Genomic DNA, 25,736 nt, shown 5'->3' on the forward strand with positions numbered 1-25,736 from the left:
CATGTTCAGCGATCTGGCGGACGCCGGACGCGGCCTGGCCCAGGCCGGCCGCTATCTCGGGCAAAGCATGCGCCTGATGGTCGGCCTGCCCGAATACGACACGTATGTGGCGCATAGGGAGGCAACCCATCCGGACCAGCCGATGATGAGCTACGAAGAGTTTTTCCGCGAACGGCAGGAAGCGCGCTACGGCGGCGCGGGAAAACGCGGCGGCTGCTGCTGAAACACAAAGGGACGCTGCGGCGTCCCTTTTTTACACCCGCACCGTGCGTGCGCCGTCATTCGGCGGGGGCGCGCACGGTCCCGAAGAGACGCGCTTGCAATATCATCCAAGCAACTCCCACCTGTCGCATTTTCAGACACCGTCCCGGCACCTTTGTGCCTTATCAAAGTCGTGCCAGATCAATCCCCGTATATTTTTCCTGCGGGACATATTTCCCGGGCCACACCACCTCTTGCCGGGTCGTCCCATGCTGAACTTCGAACGCTCAAGCCTGAACAAAAAACTGACGATCATCTCGTTCCTGTCGACCGGCACCGCGCTGTTCTTTGTCTTCATTGCCTTCGCCGTCACCTCGGTCCTCAACCACCGCAAGGACGAGGGCATGCAGCTATCCTCGTTTGCCGGCGTGATCGGCACCAACAGCGTCGACGCGCTGATGTTCAACGACCGCGATCAAGCCACCGCCACCTTGTCCGCGCTCAAGGCCAAGGTCGAAATATCCAACGCGGTGTTGTTCGACCGCAAAGGCAAACTCTTTGCCCGGTACGTGCGCAGCGGCCACGCCGAACCGGAACCGAGCGCGCCGGAAATGAACCTGGACGAAGACGTGCTGGCCGAGGCCAGCCGCCAGGGCAGCCGCTTCTGGTCCAGCCGCATGCGCCTGTACCGCCCTATCATCAACGCCAATTATCAGGTCGGCATCGTCATGATCGAGGCCGACCTGACCCTGATGTGGCTCGACATCCTCAAGAGCCTGGGCGTGATTGCCGCCGCCATGGGCGGCTCGCTGCTGATGTCGCTGATGCTGGCCAGCCGCTTCAAGGCCAGCATCGCCGACCCGGTCGCCAAGCTGATCAACGCGGCGCAAAAGGTCTCGGCCAGCCAGAACTACAACCTGCGCATCCCCCACGAGCGCACCGACGAAATGGGTTCGCTGATCGACAGCTTCAACGCCATGCTGGCCCAGATCGAAGGGCGCGGCGCCGCTCTCACCCACCACCGCGACGAACTCGAACGCCAGGTCAGCGTGCGCACCGAACAGCTGGAAAAGGCCAAGAACGCGGCCGAAGCGGCCAGCCGCGCCAAGAGCGCCTTCCTGGCCACCATGAGCCACGAAATCCGCACCCCCATGAATGGCGTGCTCGGCATGACCGAAATGCTGCTGAGCACCGCGCTCAACGATACCCAGCGCAACTACACCAGGCTGGTCAAGCGCTCCGGCGAACACCTGCTGGTGATCATCAACGACATCCTCGATTTTTCCAAGATCGAGGCCGGCAAGCTGTCGATCGAGTACATCAATTTCAACCTGTGGGACTTGCTCGACGACATCAACACCATCTACACCCCGCAAGCGCAGGCCAAGGGCATCGCGCTCGACTTTGCGATCGCCAACGATATCCCGATCGCCATCTGCGGCGACCCCAACCGCCTGCGCCAGATCATGGCTAACCTGATCGGCAACGCGCTCAAGTTCACCGACCGCGGCCAGATCCTGGCCAAGGTGGCTGTCGAAACCGAAGACGGCGCCAGCGTCGGCCTGCGCTTCGAGGTGCACGACACCGGCATCGGCGTCTCGCGCGAGGCGCGCAGCCGGATCTTCGACGCCTTTTCCCAGGCCGACAGTTCGACCACGCGCAAATACGGCGGCACCGGCCTTGGCCTGGCCATTTCGCGCCAGCTGGTCGAACTGATGGGCGGCAAAATCGGCGTCGACAACGCCCCCACCCAGGGCTCGATTTTCTGGTTCACGGTCAGCTTCGACAAGCGCCGGGTCGACCCGAACATGCTCGATGCCAGCCTGCGCATGACCGAAGGCATGCGCGTGCTGATCGTCGACGAAGAGGCGGAGAGCCGCGCCAGTGTCGAACAGCAGCTGGCCGAGTGGCAGGTCGCCAGCGACAGCGCGGTGTCGGCGCGCGACGCGGTCGACCGCCTGCTGGCCGCGGCCCACAGCGGGCGCCCGTACGAAGTGGCGATCATCGACATGAACCTGGAGCGCACCAGCGGGCTGTCGCTGGCGGCCGGCATCAAGGGCGACCCCGCCACCAGCGCCACCCGCATCATGCTCATCAGCGACAACCGGTTGGCCGCCGATCCGGTGCAGCGGCGCGAAGCGGGCGTGGCGTATCAGCTGATCAAGCCGGCGCGCGCGGCCGACCTGTTCGAATGCATCATGACGCGCCCACGCGGCAAGCAGGTTGCCTCCCTGGCGCCGGTGCCGGTGGCGCACGCACCAGTCGCGCCAACGGGCCGCAAGCTGCGCCGCCAGCGCGTGCTGCTGGCCGAGGACAACCCGGTCAATGTCGAAGTGGCGACCGCCATGCTCGACTCGCTCGGCCTGGGCGTGTACTGCGCGCGCAACGGCGCCGAAGCGCTGGCCGCGGCCCGCACCGACGGCTACGACGTGGTACTGATGGATTGCCAGATGCCGGTGATGGACGGCTTTGCCGCAACCGCCGAAATCCGCCGCCACGAGCGCGAATGCGGCCGCGCGCGCACGCTGCCCATCATTGCGATTACCGCCAACGCGCTGCAGGGCGACCAGGAAGCGTGCCTCGCCGCCGGCATGGACGATTACCTGAGCAAGCCATTCAGCCAGCAGGAGCTGGCCGCCGTGCTCGGACGCTGGATCACACTGCCGCTGGCCGCCAACGTCCACCACGCCGGCGCGGCGCCGGTGCCGGCCCCAGTATCTGCTCCGGTTCCTGCGCCGGTCCCTGCTCCCCCTCCGGCGCCGCCGGTGCAAACCGTGCGCATCGACGCGGCGCCGCGCGAAGCGGGTCCGCATGATGCCGTGCTGCGCCAGATCGAGCCGCGCGCGCCGGCCGCGCGCCTGCCTGCCACGCCGGGCGCGGTGCAGCGCGACGTCATCAACCGTCACGCGCTCGAAAATATCCGGGCGCTGAGCAAGGAGCGCGGCGACGCGCTGGTGCAAAAAGTGATTGCGGCGTATGTGGGCGACACGCCGCAGCACCTGCGCACGCTGCGCCAGGCCATTTCCGGGCTCGATCCGGGCAACCTGCGCAAGGTCGCGCACAGCCTCAAATCGAGCAGCGCCAATGTCGGCGCCGAAACGCTGGCGCAGATGTGCAAAGACATGGAAACGCTGGGCCGCACCGATACCACCGAAGGCGCGTCCGGCATCCTTACCGACATGGAGCGGGAATTCCAGGCCGTGTGCCACTCGCTCAATGCCCTCCTAGAGAAGGAACATTAAAAATGGCTGCTACCCCAATCAAGCGCGGCGTCGTCCTGGTGGCGGACGACGATCCGGTCATGCGCCTGCTGATGCTCGAAATGCTCGGCCAGGTCGGCCTGGACGCGATCGAAGCGGAGGACGGCCTGCAGGCCGTCGCCCTCTACCAGAGCATGGCGCCGGACCTGATCCTGCTCGACGTCGACATGCCCAACATGGACGGCTTCTCGGCCTGCCGCGAAATCCGGCGCATCGAAACCGGAGCCCCGGTACCGATCATCATGGTCACCGGGGGCGACGACATTGAAGCGGTCACCAACGCCTACGAGGCCGGGGCCACCGACTTCGTGTCGAAACCGATCAACTGGCCGATCCTCGGCCACCGCGTGCTGTACGTGCTGCGCGCCAGCGACGCCATCGTGCGGCTGCGCATCGCCGACGCCCACAACCGCGCGGTGCTGGCCGCCATCCCCGACACTTTTTTCCGGCTCGGCAAGGACGGCGTCTACCTCGATTACGAACAGGGCCACGATGCCTCGGCCGCGATTCCCGCGGAACTGTGCGTGGGCAAGCACATCACCGAAGTGCTCCCGCGCGACATCGCCGAACGCCTGCTCGAACAGATGCACTGCGTGCTCGATACCCAGCACGTGCGCTCGGTCGAATATGAACTGGCCAGCTTCGGCATGGTGCAGCACTTCGAAGCGCGCCTGGTCGCCACCGGGCCGGACGAGGTGCTGGGCCTCGTGCGCGATATCAGCGAGCGGCGCCGCACCGAGGAACAGATCCGCCGCCTGGCCTACTGCGACAGCCTGACCGGCATTCCGAACCGCCAGGCGTTTCTCGAAACGCTGGAACGCGAACTGCACCGCTCCAAGGTCGGCAAGAAGAAGTTCGCGGTGCTGTTCATGGACCTGGACGCCTTCAAGCGCATCAACGATACCCTGGGCCACAACGTGGGCGACCATCTGCTCAAGATCGTCTCGGAGCGCCTGCGCGAAACCATCCGCCCGAGCGACCTGGTCTCGCGCGGGGACCAGTCGCACAACCTGGCACGCCTTGGCGGCGACGAATTCACGATCCTGATTCCCGACCTGGAGCGGGTCGAAAACGCGCTCAACGTGGCGCACCGGGTCAAGGAAGCGATGCGCCGTCCCTTCCTGATCGAGGGGCACGAGATTTTTGTCACCGCCAGCATCGGCATTTCGCTGTTCCCGGAAGACGGCGACGATTGCGACTCGCTGCTCAAGTTCGCCGACACCGCCATGTATCACGCCAAGAACTGCGGCAAGAACAACGCAAAGTTGTACAGTTCCTCGCTGACGATGCAGATCATGAGCCACGTGAAGCTCGAAGTGGGCTTGCGCAAGGCGCTCAAGAACGAAGAGCTGTATCTGCTGTACCAGCCGCAGATCGACGTGCGCTCGTCCGAGATCGTCGGCGTCGAAGCGCTGGTGCGCTGGCGCCATCCGGAGCGCGGCATCATTTCGCCGACCGAGTTCATTCCGCTGGCCGAGGAGACTGGCTTGATCGTGCCGATCGGCGAGTGGGTGCTGCGCACCGCCTGCAACCAGGCCAAGGCCTGGCAAAAGGCGACCGGGCGCGCGATCCGCATGGCGGTCAATTTATCGGCCAAGCAGTTCAAGGACGAGAACCTGACCCAGATCGTGCTCTCGGCGCTGCACGACTCGGGGCTCGATCCCAAGATGCTGGAGCTGGAACTGACCGAAGGCACGCTGATGGACGACGCCAAGGCGACCATGGCCACCCTGGAGCAGCTGCGCGGGATCGGCGTGTATCTGTCGATCGACGACTTCGGCACCGGGTACTCGTCGATGAATTATCTGAAGCGCTTCGATGTGCGCGCGCTCAAGATCGACAAGAGCTTCATCTGCGGGCTGCCGCAGGATTCGGAAAACGCCGCCATTACGCGCGCCATCATCGCCATGGCGCATGGATTGAAGATGGTGGTGGTGGCCGAAGGTGTGGAGACCGATGAACAGCTGGTGCTGCTGGAGGAGTACGGGTGCGATCTGGTGCAGGGGTTCTACCTGGGGCATCCGTCACCGCATGAATCGATCACGCTGATGCTCAATAAAGCAGGTGCGATGGCGCTGGCGATGAAATAGCGTCACGGCTTCCTTGAACCATCATCCTTCCATCCGTCGTCCCCGCGCAGGCGGGGACCCAAGTTCGTGCCGCAGCCAAGGGATATGCTATGAACTTGGGTCCCCGCCTGCGCGGGGACGACGTGAGTATGAGGCCGACGCTTACCTTACCGTGACGCGCAATTTATCTGAATGTCAGCGTATGCCGCACCGCCCCCGGCAGCAACGGCGTCGGTTTCCCGCTCACCCAATCGGCGTGGCCATCCATGAAATACGGCGACAGCGGATGTCCACTCTGCCCGCCCGGCATGTTGAACACGCCCTGCTCTTCCTTCCCGGGCGACACCGTCATCCGCTCCGACTGACCGAAGTTTTTGCCCGACACGCGCGGCATGTTGGCGTCGCCGGGCAGCATGTCGGGCGGTGCGCTGAGCCAGCGTGCCACGAACGGCACGGCGGCGGCAATCGGATGCGCAATGGCCGCCGTATTGCGCTCGCCCCAGGTCGCACTCGACAAGGGCATGCCATCGGCCGCCAGTTCCACAATCACCCGGTCGATCGCTTCGAGCTGCACCGACTGCCAGTTCGCGTGCCCCGGCGGCAGCCACGCGGCCGGCTGCTCGTCGAGCAGGCGCGTGACCACTTCCGGCCAGCGCGACGTCGCCAGCGCCATGGTCGACTTGGGATGCAGCGCGGCCAGATCGCCATTGACTCCCTCGAACAGCACATCGCCCACCGCCCACATGAAGTGGCGCGCCAACCGGTAGCCGACCGAATCGACACTGGCGCGCCCGTTCCAGCTCTTGTTCAACAGGTCCAGGAACTGCGCGCGCTGCGGCTTGGCCTGCAGCGCCGCCGTGTCGAGCACCTTGATCGCGCGCTCGCGCCACGGGGCGACAAACAGCGCACGGTCATCCAGCGCCACGCCGTACACGCCCGCCAGGTCGGTCTTCGGCCCCAGCGCGGCCAGCCCATCGCGTATCTGGCGGTTGCGCGCGCCGATGTCGAAGCCGCCGTCGCCGAGGGTCTGCGCATGCGCGCCATTCAACTGGCGGCTGTTGGCGGTCGACAGCTGGCCGCCGGGCGGATTGACTACGCGCGGATAATCGGCCGGCGCCAGCGCGCCGTCGAAGCTGTTCTGCCCGCCATCGACGGCCAGCGGGAAGGTGGCGCCGCTGCCAAGCTGCGTGCGGCGCGGCAGCGGGCCGGAAATGGTCCAGCCGATATTGCCCTTGTCGTCGCCGCCGACGAAATTTTGCGACGGAATGCCGATGGTGGCCGCAATCGACAATGCTTCATCGAGCGTATCGACCGTCTCTAGCCTGATCGGATCGAGATTGATCGAGGCCGGCGCGTGCGCCAGCCAGTGAATGGCATACGGCCGCCCGCCGCTCTCGCGCACGGGGCCGAGCGAGGTGTCGAGTACCGTCATCCGCTCGGCGGGAGCGCCCTTGACCAGAATGGTTTCGACCACGGCGACCGGCTTTTCCCAGCCGGCGGGAGTACGCAACTGGTCCGGATGCTGCTTGTCCTGGCCCAGCATCACCAGGTCGAGCAGATCGGCGTAGCTGTTGGTGTAGCCCCAGGCGACACGGCCGTTGCTGCCGGCGATGATGACCGGCGGCGCGCCCGGCAAGGTGACGCCGACGATGCGGCGCGGCGCACCCTTGGCGTCCGGGTACTGGATCGCCAGGCGGTACCAGATGTTGGGCAGGGACAGGCCCAGGTGCATGTCGTCGGCGACGATGGCCACGCCATCCTTGCTGCGGCTGCCGGCGATGGCCCAGTTGTTGCTGCCGACCGAATCGATGAAGTCGGCCGACGCAGTCTTGTGCGCGCCAGGTTGACGCGGCTTGCCCCACCATGCCGGCGGCGCCGGCGGGATGGGCACCGGCGCGACGGCGATACCGTCGGCATCGAGCGGAGCGTCCCACTTGCTCGCTTCGGGCAGCAGGAAGGCCAGCTGCGCGGCGTCGCTGTGGTCGCGAATCCATCCCCGCGTCAGTTCGCGCGGTTCGACCGTGCCTTGCAGGTCGAAGTACATCGCGCAGACCACCAGCAGCGAGTCTTCCGCGCTCCAGGGACGCGGCTTGACGCCGATCAGGGCGTATTCGAACGGGTTGGCGCCAAGCGCCGTCAGGCCGGCGTTGACACCGGCGACATAGCGATCGAGCAGCTGCCGGTCGGCCGGGTTGAGCAGCTTGAGCGAAGCGGCCACGCGCGCACGGAAGCGGTGCAGGCGGTTGGCGCGGTCGCGCGGCAAGGCGCGCGCGCCGAACAGTTCGGCCAGTTCGCCGGCGCCCGAGCGGCGCAGCAGGTCCATCTGGAAAAAGCGTTCCTGCGCATGCACGAAACCCGTGGCGTAGGCGACGTCGGCACGGCGCGCGCCGCTGATCAGGGGCACGCCGCGCCCGTCGCGCGCCACCGTGACCGGGGCCGACAAGCCGGGTGCCTTGATGTCGCCGTCCAGCCGCGCAAGGCTGGCGCGCAGGTACAGCCACACGGCCAGCGCCGCGAGCACCAGCAGAACAAGCAGGCCAAGCAGCAGCCGGACCGACCAGACTTTGATTCCACGCGTACGCATGACTTTCCCCGGGTTGATTTCGCAAGGCATCTTGCCAGAAAAATCAGGCTGCGCGCAAACATTGTTGGTGGGACCTTCGCGACGAGACTAGAACATGTATGAGGTTCCCCTTAACCGTTTGATATGGATCACGCTCCTGCTCGGCGGCCCTCTTAAGCTATGTCAAGTACATACGCGACCGCGCGCAAAGCGGACGCGCATACAGGAGATATCAATGCGTAAGCTCATGACGGTGTGTATAGGCGCGTTGCTGCTCGCCGGCTGCACCACGCCGCAGCAACGGGCCGCCTCGGCGCAGGCGGAGATGGACCGGATGATGGTCGTGTACGGCCCGGCGTGTTCCAGGCTCGGCTATCCGTCCAACTCGGATTCGTGGCGCAATTGCGTATTGCAGCTTAGCGCGCGGGATGATCTGCAGCGCTATGGCTATCCGCATTTTTATGGCGGTGTGGGCCGGTCACACTGGTCGCTGGGCGGTTATTGGGGGCCGTACTGGTAGCGACTGCGGCCCATTGACGGGCAAAGGCGCTCTTGGTCAACGCCGCGCGCGATTGCAGCAAGTGTTCGATGAGTTGCTGCGCATGGCGCAGCAGTGCGGGGTGGCGCGCGTCGCGCGGGTGCAGGGCCATGCGTACCAGTGGCGAAGCGTGCATCAGCCGGGCGAGCGTCCAGGCGAGCTGCGGGGAAACGATGCGCCCCGTGCGGTTGCGTGCCGCGTACACCAGCGATGGCGATAGCAAGGCGTGAGGCGATGGCGGCGGCGGTTCGCAGAACAGAAGTTCCCCCCGGGGGCCATCCTCGCGTGGGAACGATGGTTGCAAGGGCGGTGCCGGAACCGCCGGAGTCGCGGGCATCTGCATCAGAACGTGAAAATGGCTCCACGTGGTTGTGTAGACAAACGGGTAGCTGCGCACCGCCTCCCAGGCTCCGTCGCTGAGCAGCCATGCCGGCGCAACGAAACCGCTGGCGGGCCAGCCCCGCTCATCGAACCATGCCAACCCCAGCTCGATGCGGCGCCTCGCCTCGGCCGCGTCGAGCGCGGCGAACTCGCCCTCCCCTTCGGTATACACGCCCCGCAAAAAGCGGCTGCGCCAGTCGGGCCGCGCCACAGCGGTATCAACATGGGTATAGCCATGCAGCGCGATTTCATGACCAACGGCCAGCAGGCTGTCGAGCGCCGCCTCGCACGCAGGCGAGCGGTCCTCGCCGCCATGCCAGCGCGGCACCGCCAGCCACGTGAGGGGAATGTCGGCCACGGCCCGCACAGCCTGCAGCAGGCGCAGGCAATCGGGCCAGGTGGCCGGCGCCACATCGTGGATGACGACGCACAGCGCCGCCTGCTCATTCGGTGGCGCAGACACGTTCCGCCTCCAGGTCGGCCCGCGCGCGCGACGCCAGCAGGCCCGCGTAGCGGTTCATCAGCTGCGGCATGATGCGGTTCCAGTCATAGTAATCGTGCGCCTTGCGCGACGCCGCGCGCGACATCGCCGCCAGGTCCTTGCGGAAGATCGCCTCGATCCCGGCCGCCAGGCTGTCGACGCTGTTGGGCGGCACCACGATGCCCGTTTTGTCGTCGATTAGCTCGGCTACGCTGCCCCCACTCGTGCCCACCACGGGCAAGCCGCATGCCATCGCTTCGGGCACGATCAGGCCGAAGGTTTCGCAGTCGCCGGGATGGACCAGCACATCGCAGCTGGCCAGCAGGCCGGCCAGCACGCGCTGGTCGCGCTGGAAAGCGATCAAGGTGATCCCGGCGCAGCGCGGCACGGCACCGCCACCGCCGATCAGCAGCAAGTGGTACGGCGGCCCCAGCTTGCGCACGGCGTCGATGAGAACCGTCAGCTTTTTCTCGGCGGTGAAGCGGCCGGCGTAGACCAGCAGCCGCGTTTCCGGCGCCAGCCCGAGGCGCTCGCGCAGCGACGCGCTGCGGCGCTGCGGGCAAAACGTGTGGATGTCGATCCCGAGCGGCTGGTGCACCACATCGCGCACGCCGATGGCGGCCAGCTGGTGCACCATCAGCCGGCTCGGTGCGAACACCAGGTCGAACTGGCGGTACAGGTGGGCCAGGTAGGCGCCGGCGGCGCGCCGCGCGGGCTGGCCGAAGCGTTCATGTATCAGGCGCGGCAAATCGGAGTGGTAGAAGGCAACCGCCGGCACGCCCAGCTTGCGCCGCACGCGCAGCGCCGCCCATGCGCCATGGCCGGCGTCGCCGGCTTCGATCAGGTCCGGTTGCAGGCCGAGCATGATGCGCGTGGACGCGCCAATCGAGAGCGGCATGCGAAAACCGTTCATGCCGGGAAAAGCGATGGCGGGAACGCGCCGCAATGCCGGCGTGCCGTCGCGGCTGTCGACGTTGGTACTGAGAATGGTGTGGCGCACGCGGTTGCGACGCGCAAGCCAGGCCGCCTTGGCGTTGAGGTAGGTGCTCACGCCGCCGCCTTCCGCGGCATAAAACATGGTGATGTCGACGAGGTGCATGGTGGTGGACTCGGTTGGGAGAGCACACCATAGCAGCGCAAAGCGGGTGGAGTTTGAGCGCACGCAAACGCTCGCTGCGCGACATGGGATGGAGAGCCGCTGGCAGCGAACCGGGCTGGCAGCGGTAGCTTCTACAGCACCCGCGCCTGTCTCAGGGCGGCAATCGCCTCGGCGTCATAGCCGAGGCTGGCGAGGATGTCGTCGGTGTGCTCACCCAGCGCCGGACCGAGCCAGCGGGTCTGGCCCGGCGTGGCCGACAGCTTGGGCGTGATGGCGGGCAGCTTGACCGGCGTGCCGTCGCTGAAGTGGTGCTGCTCGAACATATCGCGCGCGAGGAACTGCGGATCGCTCATCATGTCGCGCACCGAGTAGATCTTGCCGGCCGGGACATCGGCCGCCTGCAAGGTCGCCAGCGCGCTGGCTATGCTTTGCGTGGCGCACCAGGCCTGGATCGCATCGTCGATCTCGGCGCTGCGCGGCACGCGGCCATCGTTGCGCGCCAGTTGCGCATCACCCGCCATGTCGATGCGGCCCATGGCCAGCATCAGGCGCTTGAAGATGGCGTCGCCGTTGCCGGCGATGACGATGTTCTCGCCGTCGCCGGTGGTGTAGGTATTCGACGGCACGATGCCCGGCAGCGCGCCGCCGGTACGCTCGCGCACCACGCCGGCGTGGTCGAACTCGGGCACCAGCGACTCCATCAGATTGAACACGGCTTCGTACAGGGCCACGTCGACCATCTGCCCTTCGCCGTCCACGCGCCCGCCGGTGGCGTCGCGGTGGCGCAGCGCCATCATGGCGCCGATCACGCCGTGCAGCGCGGCCACCGAGTCGCCGATCGACACGCCCACGCGCACCGGCGGACGGTCCGGATGGCCGGATACGTAGCGCAGCCCGCCCATCGATTCGCCGATGGCGCCGAAGCCCGGCTGGTCTTTCATCGGGCCGGTCTGGCCGAAGCCGGACAGGCGCACCATGATCGCGGCCGGGTTGAGGGCCTTGATCTGCTCATAGCCGATGCCCCATTTTTCGAGCACGCCGGGGCGGTAGTTTTCGATGATGATGTCCGCTTCCAGCGCCAACTGCCTGGCGATGGCGCGCCCGCGTTCATCCTTCATGTTGAGGGTGATGCTTTTCTTGTTGCGCGACTGGACCGACCACCACAGCGAGGTGCCGTCCTTGAGAATGCGCCACTGGCGGATCGGGTCGCCGCCGTCGGGCGCTTCGACCTTGATGACGTCGGCGCCGAATTCGGCCAGCATGCGCGCGCAGAACGGGCCGGCGATCAAGGTGCCCAGTTCGAGCACCTTGATGCCGGCCAGCGCGCCGGGCTTGAATGGCGGCGCCGTCATCAGGTGCTGCGCCGGTCGAGCATCGCGCGCGCGATGGTGCCCGGGTCGACGTATTCGAGTTCGCCGCCAACCGGCACGCCGCGCGCCAGGCGGCTCACCTTCAGGCCGCGCGCCTTGAGCATTTCGCTGATGTAGTGCGCGGTGGCTTCGCCTTCGTTGGTGAAATTGGTCGCCAGGACCACCTCGCCGACCACGCCGTCGGCGGCGCGCACCAGCAGTTTTTCGAGGTGGATGTCCTTCGGCCCGATGCCGTCGAGCGGCGACAGGCGGCCCATGAGGATAAAGTACAGGCCCTTGTAGGTCAGGGTCTGCTCGATCATCATCTGGTCGGCCGGCGTCTCGACGACACACAGCAAGGTCGTGTCGCGCTGGTCGTCGAGACACAGGTCGCACACTTCGGTTTCGGCGAAGGTGTTACACAGGGCGCAGTGGTGAACCGCGTCGACCGCCTGGTACAGCGCGCGAGAGAGCATGGCGGCACCCTCGCGGTCGTGCTGCAGCAGGTGGAAGGCCATGCGTTGCGCCGACTTCGGGCCGACGCCGGGCAAACGGCGCAGCGCTTCGGTCAGGAAGTCGAGCGATTTGGACATTTAGAACGGCATCTTGAAGCCGGGCGGCAGCTGCATGCCGGCGGAGAGGCCACTCATTTTTTCGGCGGACGTCGCTTCTGCCTTGCGCACGGCGTCGTTGAAGGCGGCGGCGACCAGGTCTTCCAGCATGTCCTTGTCGTCGGCCAGCAGCGACGGGTCGATCGAGACGCGCTTGACGTCGTTTTTGCAGGTCATGACGATCTTCACGAGGCCGGCGCCGGACTGGCCTTCGACTTCGACGCTGGCCAACTGTTCCTGCGCCTTTTTCATGTTGTCCTGCATGGCTTGCGCCTGTTTCATCAAGCCTGCGAGCTGGTTCTTCATCATGGTGGTTCTCCGGGATTCAAAAAATAGTCAATAAGGGGGTGTCGGTTCAGGCGGAGGCGCCGGGGGCCGGGGCGGGACGCACCGAGCCGGGCACGATGAATGCGCCAAGGTCGCGCATCACGTCTTTCACGAACGGGTCGTTGGCCACGGTTTCCTCGGCCACGCGCTGGCATTCTTCGCGCCAGGCGATCGCTTCGGCGCTGGCCGTGTACCACACGGGACCGATGTCGATCTCGAGGTGGATCTTGGTCGCGGCAAAGCGCTCCTGCAGTGCGGCGCACAGTTTTTCGGTATTGCCGCTGGCGCGCAGGGTGTCGATCGGCACGCGCAGGCTGAAGGTGGTGACGTTACCGTCCACCACGCAGGACACCAGTTCGGTCTGCAGCGCCAGTTGCTGCGACACGCCGCGCAAGGTCAGGCCGGCGGCGAGGCCGGGCCAATTGCCGTCCCAGTCGATTTCGGGCACCGGGGTGATGACGTAGGCGGGGCGCGCACGCGCGGGTGCGCGCATGGCGGCGGCCGGTGGCGCTTCCTGGGCGACGGCGGTGTCGTCGGAAAATTCGGTGACCCACGATGGCGGCTCGTCGTCCTGCATCTCCGGGTAGTGCGCTTCCGGCATCGGTGGCGCTGGCGGCGGTGCGGCCTGCGGTGCGGCAGCCTGGGACTCGTCCTGCTCCCACGGCGGCGGCGCCTTCGATGCCGCCGGTGGTGCGGGTGCGGGCTCCGGCTCCGGCTCCGGCGCCGCCTGCGGTGGCGCGGCTGCGGCGGCGTTGGCGGCGGCCTGGTTCGACATGGCGGTCGGACGGCGCGGCGACGAGTTCTGTCCGCGGCTGGCCGAACGCGCCGCTTCGAGGGCGGCGTTGATCGCGGCGCGCGCCGAGTTCATGGCCGGTACGCTGGCAGGTGGCGCCGCGGCCGGCGCCGGGGCTGGTGCCGCCGCTACTGGAGCAGGCGGTGGCGGCATGCGTGGTGCCGGTGGTGGCGGCGCGCTCACCACGGCGTGGCTGGCAACGGCTGCCGATGCGGCACGTGCCGGCGCGGCGGCGGCGGCCGCAGCACGCGCTGGCGAGGGCGAACGGGCCGCGGCCGAACCGGTCGGCGGCGCGCCTTCGGCGCCACCGTTGCCGGGGCGGAAAGCGAGCATGCGCAACAGCGTCATGGTGAAGCCGGCGTATTCGTCGGGCGCGAGGCCGATCTCGTTGCGGCCGTTGACGGCGATCTGGTAAAACAGCTGCACTTCCTGGGCGTCGAAGGCCGCCGCCAGGCGCAGGATATCGGCCAGTTCGGGCAAGTCTTCGGGCACGGCCGACGGCACGCTTTGCGCCAGCGCGATCCGGTGCAGCAAGGTGCCGAGGTCCTGCAGCGCGCCGTTGTACGACAGGCTGCGGCTGGCCATTTCGTCGGCCACCGCCATCAGGTCGGCGCCGTCCTGCGCCAGCAGTGCGTCGAGCAGGCGCACCAGGTAAGTCTGGTCGAGCGCGCCGAGCATGCCCTGCACCGCGTCGAGCGTGACTTCGCCGGCGGCGTAGGCGATCGCCTGGTCGGTCAGCGAGAGCGCGTCGCGCATCGAGCCGTGCGCGCCCTGGGCCAGCAGGCGCAGGGCCGGCTGCTCGAAGCTGATGCCTTCCTGGCCGAGGATGTTATCGAGGTGGCTGATGATATGCCCCGGCGGCATCTGCTTGAGATTGAACTGCAGGCAGCGCGACAGCACGGTGACGGGGATTTTTTGCGGATCGGTGGTCGCCAGGATGAACTTGACATGCTCGGGCGGCTCTTCCAGCGTCTTCAGCATGGAGTTGAAGGCGTGGTTGGTCAGCATGTGCACCTCATCGATCATGTAGACCTTGAAGCGCGCGTTCGAGGGAGCGTACACGGCCTGCTCCAGCAGCTGGGCCATTTCGTCGACGCCGCGGTTCGAGGCCGCGTCCATCTCTATATAGTCGACGAAGCGGCCGGCGTCGATGGCGGTGCAGGCTTCGCACACGCCGCACGGGTCGGCGGTGATGCCGCCGGTGCCGTCAGGGCCGATGCAGTTGAGCGACTTGGCCAGGATGCGCGACAGGGTCGTCTTGCCGACACCGCGGGTGCCGGTGAACAGATAGGCGTGATGCAGGCGACCCGATTGCAGGGCGTGCGTCAGCGCGCGCACCACGTGCTCCTGGCCGACGAGCGTGTCGAAATTCTTGGGACGGTATTTGCGGGCGAGGACTTGATAGGACATGCTGAATTTTACCGTAGATAGCGAACGCGGCGGGGATTCCCGCTCCCCGAAAAGGCAATTGTAGCAAGAGCGCGCGCGAATGCGAAACCACCGCTTGTGCGGACGGGCTGCGACTGTGCTGGGGGAAGGTACGACGGAGACTGGACAACAAGGAGATCGAAAGAGGCGAGCCTGATCTGCGGCACTTATGGTTAACGGCCGTGGCTGCTTCGTTCCCGACCTGACCAGGTTAGCCATGCCACAATGCGCAGGGGCCCGCCAGCGACAATTATAACCGACCGGGAGAATTTGTGGGAAACAGCTTGCGGGCTCATCCTGGGAGCTCGAGCACCTGCATGTTCTGCTGCAGAGAGGCGCTCATGGGCGGGAGCGCGTCGGCGGGCGTCAGGACGATTTCGAAGCCGAAGTCGACCACCACATTATTTTCCACCTTGCGAAAACCGTTGACCGCGACCGCGTAGCATCCCGGCGCAATATCGATCCGCTGCCAGCCCTCCTCCGGATACCACTCAAGGAACACGGCCAGGTCCGCAATGATGAGCCGGTCCGTCACGCGCAGCGGAAACGACGCGTTTCTCACAATGATCAGCTCGTCAGGAACGATGGACGGTTCCCCGGCCATGCGTACTGATACCCGGTAGGAACTGTCGTTGACGCCAATAATGGGAATCACGATTCCCTGCTCAACCACCTTGTCGCCATCGTCGGTGGTCGTGAAGCGCCGGTACAGATTGTCGCCCTCGGCGATGTTGCCGAAGTACGCCTGCAAGCCCTTGTCGTCGAACACCACGATGCCGCCAAAGTCGACGACCACCTCGAATTGCTGCATGTTTATAGCTCCACTATCAGATTGTTCTCAGCAGCCGCCGGACGGCGGCCGCGGCGGCAGCGCCTGTTTCCTGCCCCACGTCAGCAGCGCGGAGTAAGCCTGGCGCGGCGTGACATTGTGCGCGATAACCTCGCCGGTTGCCGGTATCTTCAGGTCGCCGCGAATATGCGATACCGCGTCCAGCCCCCTGCCCGCGGCCCGGACCAGGTCCATCGGCTTGCCGCTCCACGATCCTGTCAGGCGCCCGACGAACGGTTTTTGGGCCGCGTGAATGGCTTCATGGCTGCCCGCCACATACGGCTTCGAGAAGAAGAAGGTCGGCGTCTGGGTGTTGCTGCCGAACAGAGTCGCGACCAGACTGGGACCGGTCGAGCGGGCCAGGCTTTGCGGCACCAGGTGGTGCCCGACATTGACCGGATCGACCCACGGCATCAACCCCCACGGGTCCATCCAGCCGGACGGATTCGGCCCGTACGCGTACAGATTGTCGCCGCCGGCCAGCCCGATCGGGTCCGGGCTGATGAAGCGCCCGATGTCGGGATCGTAAAAGCGGAAGGTGTTGTAATGCAGCCCGGTGCCTTCGTCGGCATACTGGCCCGGAAAGCGCAAGGGCTGGTCGATGGCGCCGGCAAGCGCCACATCGTCGTCGGTGCCGACCTTGCCCCAGGCCTGGTAGGTGCCGGCCCAGGCCAGCTCGCCCGCTTCGTCCGTCATTTCGAGCGGCGCGCCAATCAGGTCGGTATGAAAGTGATACACGCGCGCCGTGCTTTTCGCGGTGGCGATGGCGGCGGCCGTCGCGGCGGCGGCGATCACCGCATCGACCCGCGCCAGCGGCGTGTAGGCGGCGTCGGGACTGAACACGTAGCTGCTGACGGCATTCCCACGCCGCTCCTGCACCATGCGCAGCCCCTGCCACACATAACGCCTGACGACGCTGTGCGCCAGCCCGCCCGCTTGCGTGCGCGTGTCGGTCGTGGCGATGCGCCGGCCCAGCGGATCGTAGGCGAAGCGCGTTTCCGTCACACCCCGCAGGTTTTCCGTCACCATGCTCACCAGGCGGTCTTCGGCATCGAAACTGAAGCGCTGGATCTGGTGCGCCCCTTTGCGCTTGGTGACCATATTGCCCCAGGCGTCGTACTCGAAGCGCATGTCTTGCCAGACCATGAGCCGGTTGCCATCGACCTGGCCGCGGCTTTTCTCGCCCGCGTCCTGCAGCAGATTGCCGGCCGCATCCCACACGAAGCGTTCCTGCTGCTGGTCGGCGCGGCGCATCTGGCGCCGCAGCTGCCCGGCCGCATCGTACTGAAAATCGATCGCGCCGCGCTCGCTGTCGCTCTGCTCGGCCAAATCGCCCGAGGGATGGTAGCGATAGCTGCGCCACAGGCGTCCCTGCCCCGCCGCCAGTTCCGGCGCGCTGCCCGCCGTCTGCGACGTACGCCTGCCCAGGATGTCGTAGGCGATGCGCTGGGTCAGGCCGCCCTGGGTGCGTTCGACTTCGCGATGCAGGTCGTCGCGCTCGAAGTCGCAGATCACGCCGTCGGCGCAGCGGATCTGGTGCACGTGGCCGGAACCGTAGGTGAGCATGTCGATGCGCTGGCCGTGCGGCAGCGCCAGCGACACCAGGTTGTCGAGCATGTCGAGCGAATAGCCGACCGTGCCGTCGGCGCCGTGTTCGGCCACCATGCGGCCCGCGCGGTCGTACTCGAAGCGGACCGCGCCCGCCGCCACGCCCAGCGCGGCGCCGGCGGCATCGGGCTCGCAGGCTGCTTCGAGCAGGCGGTCGCCGTCGTCCCAGGTGTAGCGGGTGACGGCGGTTGCCGTGGTCTGCGCCAGCACGCGCCCGGCCTTGTCGCGTTCAAACAGCACCGTGCGGCGCGCGGCGTCGCCTTTCACGGCGCCGATTTTTTCAATCTCGATCAGTTCGCCTGCCGGGTCGTAGCGCATGCGCCGCTCGGCACCATCGGGGCGCATCTCGCGCGCCAAGCGGTCGCCGGCATCGTATTCGAAGCGGTAGCGCGTGCCCGTGTCGCGGGCCAGCTCCACCACGCGCCCACGCACATCGTAGCGGTAACGCAGATGCTGCTGCGCGGGATCGATGGCGTCGACCACCTGGCCGCGCGCGTTGCGTACCCAGCGGCGCGCTTGCTGGTCGCCGCTGCGCTGTTCGATGAGCAGGCCCGCCGCGTCGTACGCGAATTGCTCGGTGCTGCCGTCGGCCAGCACCACCTGCGTCGGTTCGCCCGTGCGCAGGTAGTGATAGTGCGTGGCCTGGCCCAGAGCGTCGGTCAGGCAGGCCAGCTGGCCATCGGCGTTGTACTGGTAGCGCGTGACCTTGCCCGAGCAGTCGGTGCGGGACGTCATCTGGCCGCGCCGGTTCCATTCCATCTGCTGGCGAGCGCCGCTGGCATCGATGTGCGCAATCGGGAAGGCACTCAGGCCAGTCGGGTATTCATTGCGCTCCTCGCGGCCCAGCGGATCGGTCGTCGCCAGCAAGCGCCCCAGATAGTCGTACTCGGCGCGCCAGCGCGAGCCGTCCGGCAGAATCAGTTCGCTAATGCGCAGGCTGTTGGCGTGGTAGGCCGTGCGGGTGACGCGGCCGAGGGTATCGGTTTCGGCGATGACGCGCGCGGCGTGGTCGTATTCGAACGCCACTTCGCGCTCGCCCGGCAGCGACACCAGCTGCGGCATGCCGGCGTCGTTGTACGTGATGCGATAGCTGGCGCCGTCGAAATCGGTGCACGCGACGATCTGGAAATGGGCGTCGTACTGCCAGTGCGCGGTGCGCCCCTGTTCGTCCTGGGCCCAGGTCTGGCGCGCCTCGCGGTCGTAGCGAAAGCGTGTGTGATCGCCCTCGCTGGTGCCGCACGCGACCACGCGCGCGGCGCCGTCGATCTCGGCCCACTCGTACGTGCTGGTCAGGCCGAGCGCGTTGGTGTGGCTGGCCATGCGGCCGTCAAGGTAGCTGAACTGGCGCGCCACGGCGCCGTTGGCGTCGGTGACGGACACCAGTTGGCCCAACCCGTCGTAGCCATACCCGACCAGGGTGCCCGGGGTGCCGCCATCGGTGCAGTCGATCGCGGTCAGCCGCGATGGCGATTCGGCGTAGCGCAGCTGCAGCTGCTGGCCGCCGCTGGTGCGGATCATGCTCACGCGGTTGGCGTCGTCGCGGGTGTAGCTGTGCCACTGGCCGGTACGGTCTTCCTTGCGCCGCACCCAGGCGATGTCGCCGCCGGCGTCGAGAAGGCCGAAGTCGTGATACACCTCGTTGAGGTCATACAGGATGAACTGTCCGGTGGCGGTGCAGGCCAGGTAGCACTGCTCCGCTTCGCTGTAGGCGCAGTGGCCGGGCTGCACCAGCGGGAAACCGGTTTCCCGGCCCTGGGCATCGGTCAACCAGATCATGCCGTCGCGCCGCTGCAGGCGCAAATCCCATGGCAACACCCAGCCCTTGCCCAGGCTGCCCTCAAAAGCGAGGTCGCTGCCGTAAAAGCGCGCACAGACCAGCGGGATGGGGCTCTGGAGCACGGCGTCGATTTCGTGCTGGGCCAGCAGCACCTTGCGCCCGGTCGCCACCTCGACCGGGTTGCCCAGCAGGCCACCCATCACGCGCGAGATGACGGGGGCGGCCACGTAGCGGCCGACCGCTTCGCCGGCCACATAGCCGGCGATGAATTTAGCCGCGCATGGCAGCAGCGCGCGCGACAATCCCCCTGCGGCCTTGACCAGGCCGGCCAGCCCACCCGCCAGCCCGGCCAGCGCGAACGCCCAGTCGACCGTGGTGCGCAGCCAGGGCGGCACTTCGTCGGCGACCGGCAGGTATTCCTTGGTGCCGCCGCCGATGAACACGTTCGACGAACCATCGTCGATCTTGGCGCCGCAGACCGTGGAGTCGTCCTTGCGCGCCGCGCCAAAGCCGTTGATGAAGACATTGGTCGACCCTTCCGCCACCAGCGGCACCGGGCTGTGTTTGTCGCACAGGACCGTGCTCGCCTTGGCGAAGGCGGCTGCCAGGCTGTTGGTAAAGACATTGGGCGAGCCGCTGGTGATGGCCCCGGCGGGCGACTTGATCGACTTCCCGATCGCCTCGCCTATGCCGAGTATCAGCGAGCCGCCCACGCCGGCCGCCAGGCCAGCGAGCAGCGCGACGCCAAAACCGCAGGTGAAGGTGGCAAACGCGACGGCGGCGATCAGGGCGATGCCGATCAGGGCGCCGACGAGAAATCCTGCCAGCGCGCTGGTGTGGGCGATGGGGTCGGTGAGACGGGCGGCTTCAAACATGGCGGGCTCGTACCTGGTTGGTGAAGGCCAGTGCCGTGGCACGCCTTTTCCGGTTGGTCATCGGACGCCAGCGCGCGCCCGGGCTTGTTATCGGTGCCAGCGTGGCGCTGGACGAAACCACAAGGATACAACTATAGCAACAATTGATCAGTGCAAGAATACACCGAAACGGGCGGCGTTGTCACCACACCGCACAAGCGCAAGCCGGATGGCGGCGACTCCGAGGCGGGGAGCTTGCCGCCAAGCCCCCGGTTGACACTTTAAATACCCAGCTCCTGCCAGATCGAATCCACCCGCGCCTTGACCTCCGGCGTCATGCTGATGGTCGTACCCCACTCGCGGTTGGTCTCGCCCGGCCATTTATTGGTCGCGTCGATGCCCATCTTGCTGCCCAGCCCACTGACGGGCGAGGCAAAGTCGAGATAATCGATCGGCGTATTATCGACCAGCAGCGTGTCGCGCATCGGGTCGACCCGCGTCGTGATCGCCCAGATCACCTCTTTCCAGTCGCGGATATTCACGTCCTCGTCCACCACCACGATGAACTTGGTATACATGAACTGGCGCAGGAAGCTCCACACGCCGAACATCACGCGCTTGGCGTGGCCGGCGTACTGCTTCTTCATCTGCACCACGGCCATGCGGTAGCTGCAGCCTTCGGGCGGCAGATAAAAATCGGTGATTTCGCTGAACTGCTTTTGCAGCAGCGGAATGAACACTTCATTGAGCGCCACCCCGAGCACGGCCGGCTCGTCGGGCGGCTTGCCTGTATACGTAGAGTGATAAACCGGGTCGCGCCGCATGGTAATGCGGTCGATGGTAAACACCGGAAAACTGTCCTGCTCATTATAGTAACCAGTATGGTCGCCAAACGGCCCTTCCAGCGCGTGCTCGTAGCCGGTCGGATGATTCGGATCGGCGTAAATATGCCCTTCCAGCACGATCTCGGCCGAGGCCGGCACGCGCAGCTCGCTGCCGATGGCGCGGGTCAATACCGTGCGGCTGCCGCGCAGCAGGCCGGCGAACTGGTATTCGGACAGGCTGTCCGGCACCGGCGTGACCGCGCCGAGGATGGTGGCCGGGTCGGCGCCCAGCGCCACCGCCACCGGATACGGCTGGCCCTTGGTGGCGATGCCATGTTCGCGAAAGTCCAGCGCCCCGCCACGGTGCGCCAGCCAGCGCATGATGACCTTGTTCGGCCCGATCACCTGCTGACGGTAGATGCCCAGGTTCTGGCGCTTCTTGTTAGGGCCTTTGGTGATGACAAGGCCCCAGGTGATCAGGGGCGCGATATCGCCCGGCCAGCAATGCTGGATCGGCAGGCGCGCCAGATCGACGTCGGCGCCTTCCCAGACGATATCGTGGCAGGCGGCGCCGCGCACTTCCTTGGGCGACATGTCCCACACGGCCTTGACTAGGGAACCGAGCCCCATCAGATCCTTGAATCCCTTGGGCGGTTCCGGCTCCTTGAGGCGCGCCAATACATGGCCAATCTTGCGCAGCTCGCCCACATCGTCGGCGCCCATGCCGAGCGCCACGCGGCGCGGCGTGCCGAACAGGTTGCCGAGAACCGGAATCGTGTGGCAGGTCGGATTTTCGAACAAAATGGCCGGTCCGGCAGCCCGCAAAGCGCGGTCGCACACCTCCGTCATCTCCAAATAAGGTGAAACTGGCAATGAAATGCGCTTCAATTCGCCCATTTCTTGCATTTTCGACATGAAATCGCGCAAGTCTACGTAATTCATCGGTTTTAAATTCTTTTTTTCATGTGAGCATGGTTGTTCAATTAGCCATGGCAAGTGGTTGATTTCATAGGGCTTTGCTGCATCGCAGCACAAAAAGCTAGATCTAAAAGTAATATAGAACGTTTGTGTTAGTATTGACTTAGTATATACCCGCTTCTACAATTCGCCCTACTTGATGAGCAGGCACTGTCTACGGACTCGATTCTAGCCTGTCTCATAACTTCACGGGGTCGGGGCCCCAATGACATTTTAAGGAGTGTTTTCAATAGGCGTCTGCCTTCTCCCCCGAAAAAGTTGTTTAGCTACTGGTCCAATACCACAGGGAACGACCAGCTGAAGCGAGCAATGACGGCGTTAATCGCGCGCCCATGCGGCGGCGATGGACGATATTTCTGATGCACGGCACAAGTCTGCCCGCTGCGCTAACGCGCGGTGCTGGGATGGCTTTTTCCGCGACAAAGGGGAATTCGATGATACATCGTTTCAACGGGGCGACAGCAAAGCTCGCCCAAACCATGGCCAGCCAGCCATTCACGTGGTCTTCCGTGAGCAAAACGGCGCGTGGTCTCTTGACTACTATGCAACACACACTGACGTTTTTCGGTGTTTCCGCACTGGCCATGATGGCTTTGCTCTACATGCGTCCCGAACTGGCGCACGAAGCGTCGCAACTGCTGGCAGCGCCGCACAAGCCGGCGCCCGTCGTCGTCGCGCGCGCGCCTGTGCAGGCACCCGCCCTGTCGGCCCTGATGACGGCGCCCGCGCCGGCACCCGCACCTGCCGTGCTGGCGCCGAACGAGCCGCCGATTCTGGCGCTCGACGACAAGGCGACCCACGCCAACCGCAAGCAGCAGGAGTTCGTGACCACCTGGCTGTCCAAGCGCTACCGCGTGGCGGGCGATGCCGCCAACATGCTGGTTTCGACCGCCTATTCGACGGCGCGCGAAATCAAGCTCGATCCGCTGCTGATCCTGGCGGTGATGGCCATCGAATCGGGTCTGAACCCGTTTGCCGAGAGCCCGGTCGGCGCGCAAGGCTTGATGCAGGTCATGTCGAAGATTCACCATGAGAAGTTTCAGGACATGGGCGGGACCAAGGCCGCGCTCAATCCCGTGGCGAATATCCGCGTCGGCTCGCTGATCCTCAAGGAATACGTGAAACGCGGCGGTTCGGTGGAAGCTGGCCTGAAGACGTACGTGGGCGCCGCCGCCTTTGAGACCGACCAGGGTTATGGTTCGCGCGTGATGAACGAGTATCAGAAGCTCAAGCTGGTTGCGAGCGGCAAGAAAGTGCCGACGTTCACGGCGCCGGCCGCTCCGAAACCGGTCCTGGCGGAGAAAGCATCGCAGGAGCAGATCGCCGGTCTGTAATTTGCCGCTACTATATATAGATGTAAAAAAGCCCGATGCACGCATCGGGCTTTTTTTATGGGCGCTTCGTGCGCATGCCGTAGCCGCGCTTGCGCGGGAAGCCGTTTGCGCCAGTGGCGAAAACGGCTTCCTGGGAGCAAAGCCTTAGCGGCGCGTGTCGCCCGCGACTTCGTCGGCGCGCAGCTTCGGCGCCAGCTTGTCGAGTACGCCGTTAACGTACTTGTGCCCGTCGATACCGCCGAACGACTTGGTCAGCTCGACCGCCTCGTTGATGACAACGCGATAAGGAATATCCAGGTTGTTCTTCAGCTCGAACGCGCCGATCAGCAGCACGGCGTGCTCGATCGGTGACAGCTCGGCCACGCCGCGGTCGATCAGGGGTGCAAATGCTTCGCGCAGGGCAACCGAATCCTTGATCGCGCCGTACAGCAAGACCGCAAAGTGGTCGGCATCGGCCTTTTCGAAGCCGTGCGCTGCCCGGATGTTGGTCACGACCGTGGTGGCGTCTTCATTGTTCAGCAGCCACTGATACAGCCCCTGCAAGGCGAACTCGCGCGCCCGGTGACGCGGCGTGCGGTTCTTGCTGGGGTTGGCGTGCAAGGTTTTCTCTGTCATGGTGTTCTTACCTTCTTATTACCGTTTGTTCTTAACTACGTGTTCTGGACAATGTATTGCTGACGCCGCGAACTCAGTCTTCTTCGGCTTGCAGCTCTTCGAGCGCGATCAGCAGATTGGCCATCTCGACGGCGCAGCGCGCCGCTTCGGCACCCTTTTCCGCCATGCGCGCTTCGGCCTGCTCGTCGTTCTCGGTGGTCAGGACGGCATTGGCAATCGCGATGCCGTAGTCGAGACCGATGCGGGTGATACCGGCGCCCGATTCGTTCGAGACCAGCTCGAAGTGATACGTTTCGCCACGAATGACCGCGCCGAGCGCGACCAGGGCGTCGAACTGCTGGGTCTCGGCCATCTTTTGCAGCGCCAGCGGAATTTCCAGCGCGCCGGGCACGGTGACGTGCAGCACGTCTTCGTCGCTCACGCCCAAGTGCTTCAGTTCAGCCAGGCAAGCCGACAGCAAGCCATGGCCCACATCGGCGTTAAAACGCGCCTGGACGATGCCAACGCGCAGGCCTGCACCGGTCAGATTGCTTTCATAAGTTCCTACGGTCATGGCAGACCCCTTTATATATGTGTGATTGAATGAGAAGTGTACCGCGTCAGGCAGCCGGCTTGGTGGATGGCTTGCCGTTCGGCTCGCCGTTCGGTCGGGCGCGATAGCCGGTCACTTCCAGGTCGAAACCGGTCATGGACGGCATTTTGCGCGGACTGGCCAGCAATTCCATCTTGCCAACGCCCAAGTCCTTGAGGATCTGGGCGCCGATGCCGTAGGTGCGCAAGTCCATGCTGGCGGCGCGTCCGGTCGGCCTGGTGTCGGCATCGAGCGCCGCGAACTGGGCAAACAGCTGGTCGGCCGTCTCGCCGCAGTTGAGCAGCACCATGACGCCACGGTCGGCTTGCTTGATCGCCTGCATCGACGAAGCCATGGTCCACGAGTGGGTGGTCGCTTCGCTGTCGAGCAGGTCGAGGATGGACACCGGCTGGTGCACGCGCACCAGGGCGTCGAGGTTGGGCGCCAGGTCGCCATGCACCATGGCCAGGTGGGCCGAGCCGCTCGGCTTGTCGCGGAAGGCGATCAGGCGGAACTCGCCGTAGGCGGTCTGCATGTTGCGTTCGGCAATGCGTTCCACCAGACATTCGTTCTGGCCGCGATAGTGGATCAGGTCGGCAATGGTGCCGATCTTCAGATTGTGTTCCTTGGCAAACTCCAGCAAGTCCGGAAGGCGCGCCATGGTGCCGTCGTCCTTGAGGATTTCGCAGATCACCGAGGCCGGCGTCAGGCCGGCCATCTCGGTCAGGTCGCAACCGGCTTCGGTGTGGCCGGCGCGCATCAGTACACCGCCGCGCTGGGCCTTGAGCGGGAAAATGTGGCCGGGCTGGACGATATCGGCCGGGCTGGCGTTCTTGGCCACCGCCACCTGGATGGTCTTGGCGCGGTCGGCCGCCGAAATGCCGGTGGTCACGCCTTCTGCCGCTTCGATCGACACCGTGAAGTTGGTACCGTAAAAGGTTCCGTTGCTCGACGTCATCATCGACAGGTTGAGCTGCTTGCAGCGCTCTTCGGTCAGGGTCAGGCAGACCAGGCCGCGCGCGTGCTTGACCATGAAATTGATGGCCTCGGGCGTCACGAAATCGGCCGCCAGCACCAGGTCCCCCTCATTTTCGCGGTCTTCTTCATCGACCAGGATGACCATGCGTCCTGCGCGCAACTCTTCAACGATTTCGGGGGTACTGGAAATAGACATAAAAGATCCTCTGATGCGACAAAGCTGCTGGAGCGTAATCCGCTATTTTAAAGGATTTACCCGACTTCAACC

The 25,736-nt window shown here is 65.5% G+C and carries 17 protein-coding genes and 1 other RNA gene; 4 read left to right on the top strand and 14 right to left on the bottom strand.

Going from position 1 to position 25,736, the window contains the following annotated elements:
- Nucleotide 1 precedes the first annotated feature (1 nt).
- The 3 genes from CR152_RS30440 (at nt 2) to CR152_RS30450 (ending at nt 5,551) form a co-directional block, all read left to right on the top strand.
- Nucleotides 2-223, top strand: a complete 222-nt coding sequence (locus CR152_RS30440; RefSeq protein ID WP_099882947.1) for a YbdD/YjiX family protein — start codon at nt 2-4, stop codon at nt 221-223.
- 247 nt (nt 224-470) lie between these two features.
- Entirely contained in the window at nt 471-3,443 is a 2,973-nt protein-coding gene (locus CR152_RS30445; RefSeq protein WP_099881263.1) for a hybrid sensor histidine kinase/response regulator, read from the top strand.
- Nucleotides 3,444-3,445: 2 nt separating this feature from the next.
- Nucleotides 3,446-5,551 (top strand): putative bifunctional diguanylate cyclase/phosphodiesterase, encoded by a 2,106-nt coding sequence (locus CR152_RS30450; RefSeq protein WP_099881265.1) that lies wholly within the window; start codon nt 3,446-3,448, stop codon nt 5,549-5,551.
- A gap of 163 nt (nt 5,552-5,714) precedes the next feature.
- Here CR152_RS30450 and CR152_RS30455 read toward each other — a convergent pair whose 3' ends face one another.
- From CR152_RS30455 to ubiD, 11 genes are all read right to left on the bottom strand, one after another.
- Nucleotides 5,715-8,114, bottom strand: a complete 2,400-nt coding sequence (locus tag CR152_RS30455; RefSeq protein ID WP_099881267.1) for a penicillin acylase family protein — start codon at nt 8,112-8,114, stop codon at nt 5,715-5,717.
- A 395-nt stretch (nt 8,115-8,509) separates the two neighbouring features.
- Nucleotides 8,510-9,475, bottom strand: coding sequence for a DUF2334 domain-containing protein (locus CR152_RS34550; RefSeq protein WP_229413711.1), 966 nt, complete (start codon nt 9,473-9,475; stop codon nt 8,510-8,512).
- Entirely contained in the window at nt 9,456-10,592 is a 1,137-nt protein-coding gene (locus tag CR152_RS30470) for a glycosyltransferase (protein ID WP_099881269.1), read from the bottom strand. Before CR152_RS30470 ends, CR152_RS34550 begins: the two co-directional genes overlap by 20 nt.
- Before the next feature lie 131 nt (nt 10,593-10,723).
- Entirely contained in the window at nt 10,724-11,944 is a 1,221-nt protein-coding gene (locus tag CR152_RS30475) for a CaiB/BaiF CoA transferase family protein (protein ID WP_208640229.1), read from the bottom strand.
- Nucleotides 11,944-12,534: a recombination mediator RecR gene (gene recR / locus CR152_RS30480; RefSeq protein ID WP_099881271.1), complete on the bottom strand. Its 591-nt coding sequence runs from the start codon at nt 12,532-12,534 to the stop codon at nt 11,944-11,946. Before recR ends, CR152_RS30475 begins: the two co-directional genes overlap by 1 nt.
- Entirely contained in the window at nt 12,535-12,861 is a 327-nt protein-coding gene (locus CR152_RS30485; RefSeq protein ID WP_099881273.1) for a YbaB/EbfC family nucleoid-associated protein, read from the bottom strand.
- Nucleotides 12,862-12,907: 46 nt separating this feature from the next.
- Complete coding sequence (locus CR152_RS30490) at nt 12,908-15,082, bottom strand: DNA polymerase III subunit gamma/tau (protein ID WP_099881275.1); 2,175 nt, start codon at nt 15,080-15,082, stop codon at nt 12,908-12,910.
- A 161-nt stretch (nt 15,083-15,243) separates the two neighbouring features.
- Nucleotides 15,244-15,342: signal recognition particle sRNA small type (gene ffs / locus CR152_RS30495), an RNA gene on the bottom strand.
- A 50-nt stretch (nt 15,343-15,392) separates the two neighbouring features.
- Nucleotides 15,393-15,911, bottom strand: a complete 519-nt coding sequence (locus CR152_RS30500) for a hypothetical protein (RefSeq protein WP_099881277.1) — start codon at nt 15,909-15,911, stop codon at nt 15,393-15,395.
- Nucleotides 15,912-15,938: 27 nt separating this feature from the next.
- The gene (locus tag CR152_RS35135; RefSeq protein WP_099881279.1) at nt 15,939-20,189 is read right to left on the bottom strand and encodes an RHS repeat-associated core domain-containing protein; all 4,251 of its coding nucleotides are present in this window, start codon (nt 20,187-20,189) and stop codon (nt 15,939-15,941) included.
- Between the two features lie 260 nt (nt 20,190-20,449).
- Nucleotides 20,450-21,934, bottom strand: coding sequence for a 4-hydroxy-3-polyprenylbenzoate decarboxylase (gene ubiD, locus CR152_RS30510; RefSeq protein ID WP_099881281.1), 1,485 nt, complete (start codon nt 21,932-21,934; stop codon nt 20,450-20,452).
- Nucleotides 21,935-22,449: 515 nt separating this feature from the next.
- On the opposite strand from ubiD, the gene CR152_RS30515 reads away from it, so the two are divergent.
- Nucleotides 22,450-23,304: a lytic transglycosylase domain-containing protein gene (locus CR152_RS30515; RefSeq protein ID WP_229413866.1), complete on the top strand. Its 855-nt coding sequence runs from the start codon at nt 22,450-22,452 to the stop codon at nt 23,302-23,304.
- A 144-nt stretch (nt 23,305-23,448) separates the two neighbouring features.
- Here the strand turns inward: CR152_RS30515 and nusB are convergent, their stop codons facing one another.
- The 3 genes from nusB to ribBA form a co-directional block, all read right to left on the bottom strand.
- Entirely contained in the window at nt 23,449-23,919 is a 471-nt protein-coding gene (gene nusB / locus CR152_RS30520) for a transcription antitermination factor NusB (protein ID WP_054263535.1), read from the bottom strand.
- Between the two features lie 73 nt (nt 23,920-23,992).
- Nucleotides 23,993-24,472 (bottom strand): 6,7-dimethyl-8-ribityllumazine synthase, encoded by a 480-nt coding sequence (gene ribH, locus CR152_RS30525; protein WP_099881285.1) that lies wholly within the window; start codon nt 24,470-24,472, stop codon nt 23,993-23,995.
- A 46-nt stretch (nt 24,473-24,518) separates the two neighbouring features.
- Nucleotides 24,519-25,664, bottom strand: coding sequence for a bifunctional 3,4-dihydroxy-2-butanone-4-phosphate synthase/GTP cyclohydrolase II (gene ribBA, locus CR152_RS30530; RefSeq protein WP_099881287.1), 1,146 nt, complete (start codon nt 25,662-25,664; stop codon nt 24,519-24,521).
- Nucleotides 25,665-25,736 lie beyond the last annotated feature (72 nt).

This window comes from Massilia violaceinigra, assembly GCF_002752675.1.
GTDB lineage: Bacteria > Pseudomonadota > Gammaproteobacteria > Burkholderiales > Burkholderiaceae_D > Telluria_A > Telluria_A violaceinigra.

What these genes read in the sequence shown, in the direction of transcription:
- CR152_RS30440 (WP_099882947.1), top strand. Translation starts at nt 2, where the DNA reads ATGTTCAGCGATCTGGCGGACGCCGGACGCGGCCTGGCCCAGGCCGGC.
- CR152_RS30445 (WP_099881263.1), top strand. Translation starts at nt 471, where the DNA reads ATGCTGAACTTCGAACGCTCAAGCCTGAACAAAAAACTGACGATCATC.
- CR152_RS30450 (WP_099881265.1), top strand. Translation starts at nt 3,446, where the DNA reads ATGGCTGCTACCCCAATCAAGCGCGGCGTCGTCCTGGTGGCGGACGAC.
- CR152_RS30455 (WP_099881267.1), bottom strand. Translation starts at nt 8,114, where the DNA reads ATGCGTACGCGTGGAATCAAAGTCTGGTCGGTCCGGCTGCTGCTTGGC.
- CR152_RS30470 (WP_099881269.1), bottom strand. Translation starts at nt 10,592, where the DNA reads ATGCACCTCGTCGACATCACCATGTTTTATGCCGCGGAAGGCGGCGGC.
- CR152_RS30475 (WP_208640229.1), bottom strand. Translation starts at nt 11,944, where the DNA reads ATGACGGCGCCGCCATTCAAGCCCGGCGCGCTGGCCGGCATCAAGGTG.
- recR (WP_099881271.1), bottom strand. Translation starts at nt 12,534, where the DNA reads ATGTCCAAATCGCTCGACTTCCTGACCGAAGCGCTGCGCCGTTTGCCC.
- CR152_RS30485 (WP_099881273.1), bottom strand. Translation starts at nt 12,861, where the DNA reads ATGATGAAGAACCAGCTCGCAGGCTTGATGAAACAGGCGCAAGCCATG.
- CR152_RS30490 (WP_099881275.1), bottom strand. Translation starts at nt 15,082, where the DNA reads ATGTCCTATCAAGTCCTCGCCCGCAAATACCGTCCCAAGAATTTCGAC.
- CR152_RS30500 (WP_099881277.1), bottom strand. Translation starts at nt 15,911, where the DNA reads ATGCAGCAATTCGAGGTGGTCGTCGACTTTGGCGGCATCGTGGTGTTC.
- CR152_RS35135 (WP_099881279.1), bottom strand. Translation starts at nt 20,189, where the DNA reads ATGTTTGAAGCCGCCCGTCTCACCGACCCCATCGCCCACACCAGCGCG.
- ubiD (WP_099881281.1), bottom strand. Translation starts at nt 21,934, where the DNA reads ATGAATTACGTAGACTTGCGCGATTTCATGTCGAAAATGCAAGAAATG.
- CR152_RS30515 (WP_229413866.1), top strand. Translation starts at nt 22,450, where the DNA reads ATGGCCAGCCAGCCATTCACGTGGTCTTCCGTGAGCAAAACGGCGCGT.
- nusB (WP_054263535.1), bottom strand. Translation starts at nt 23,919, where the DNA reads ATGACAGAGAAAACCTTGCACGCCAACCCCAGCAAGAACCGCACGCCG.
- ribH (WP_099881285.1), bottom strand. Translation starts at nt 24,472, where the DNA reads ATGACCGTAGGAACTTATGAAAGCAATCTGACCGGTGCAGGCCTGCGC.
- ribBA (WP_099881287.1), bottom strand. Translation starts at nt 25,664, where the DNA reads ATGTCTATTTCCAGTACCCCCGAAATCGTTGAAGAGTTGCGCGCAGGA.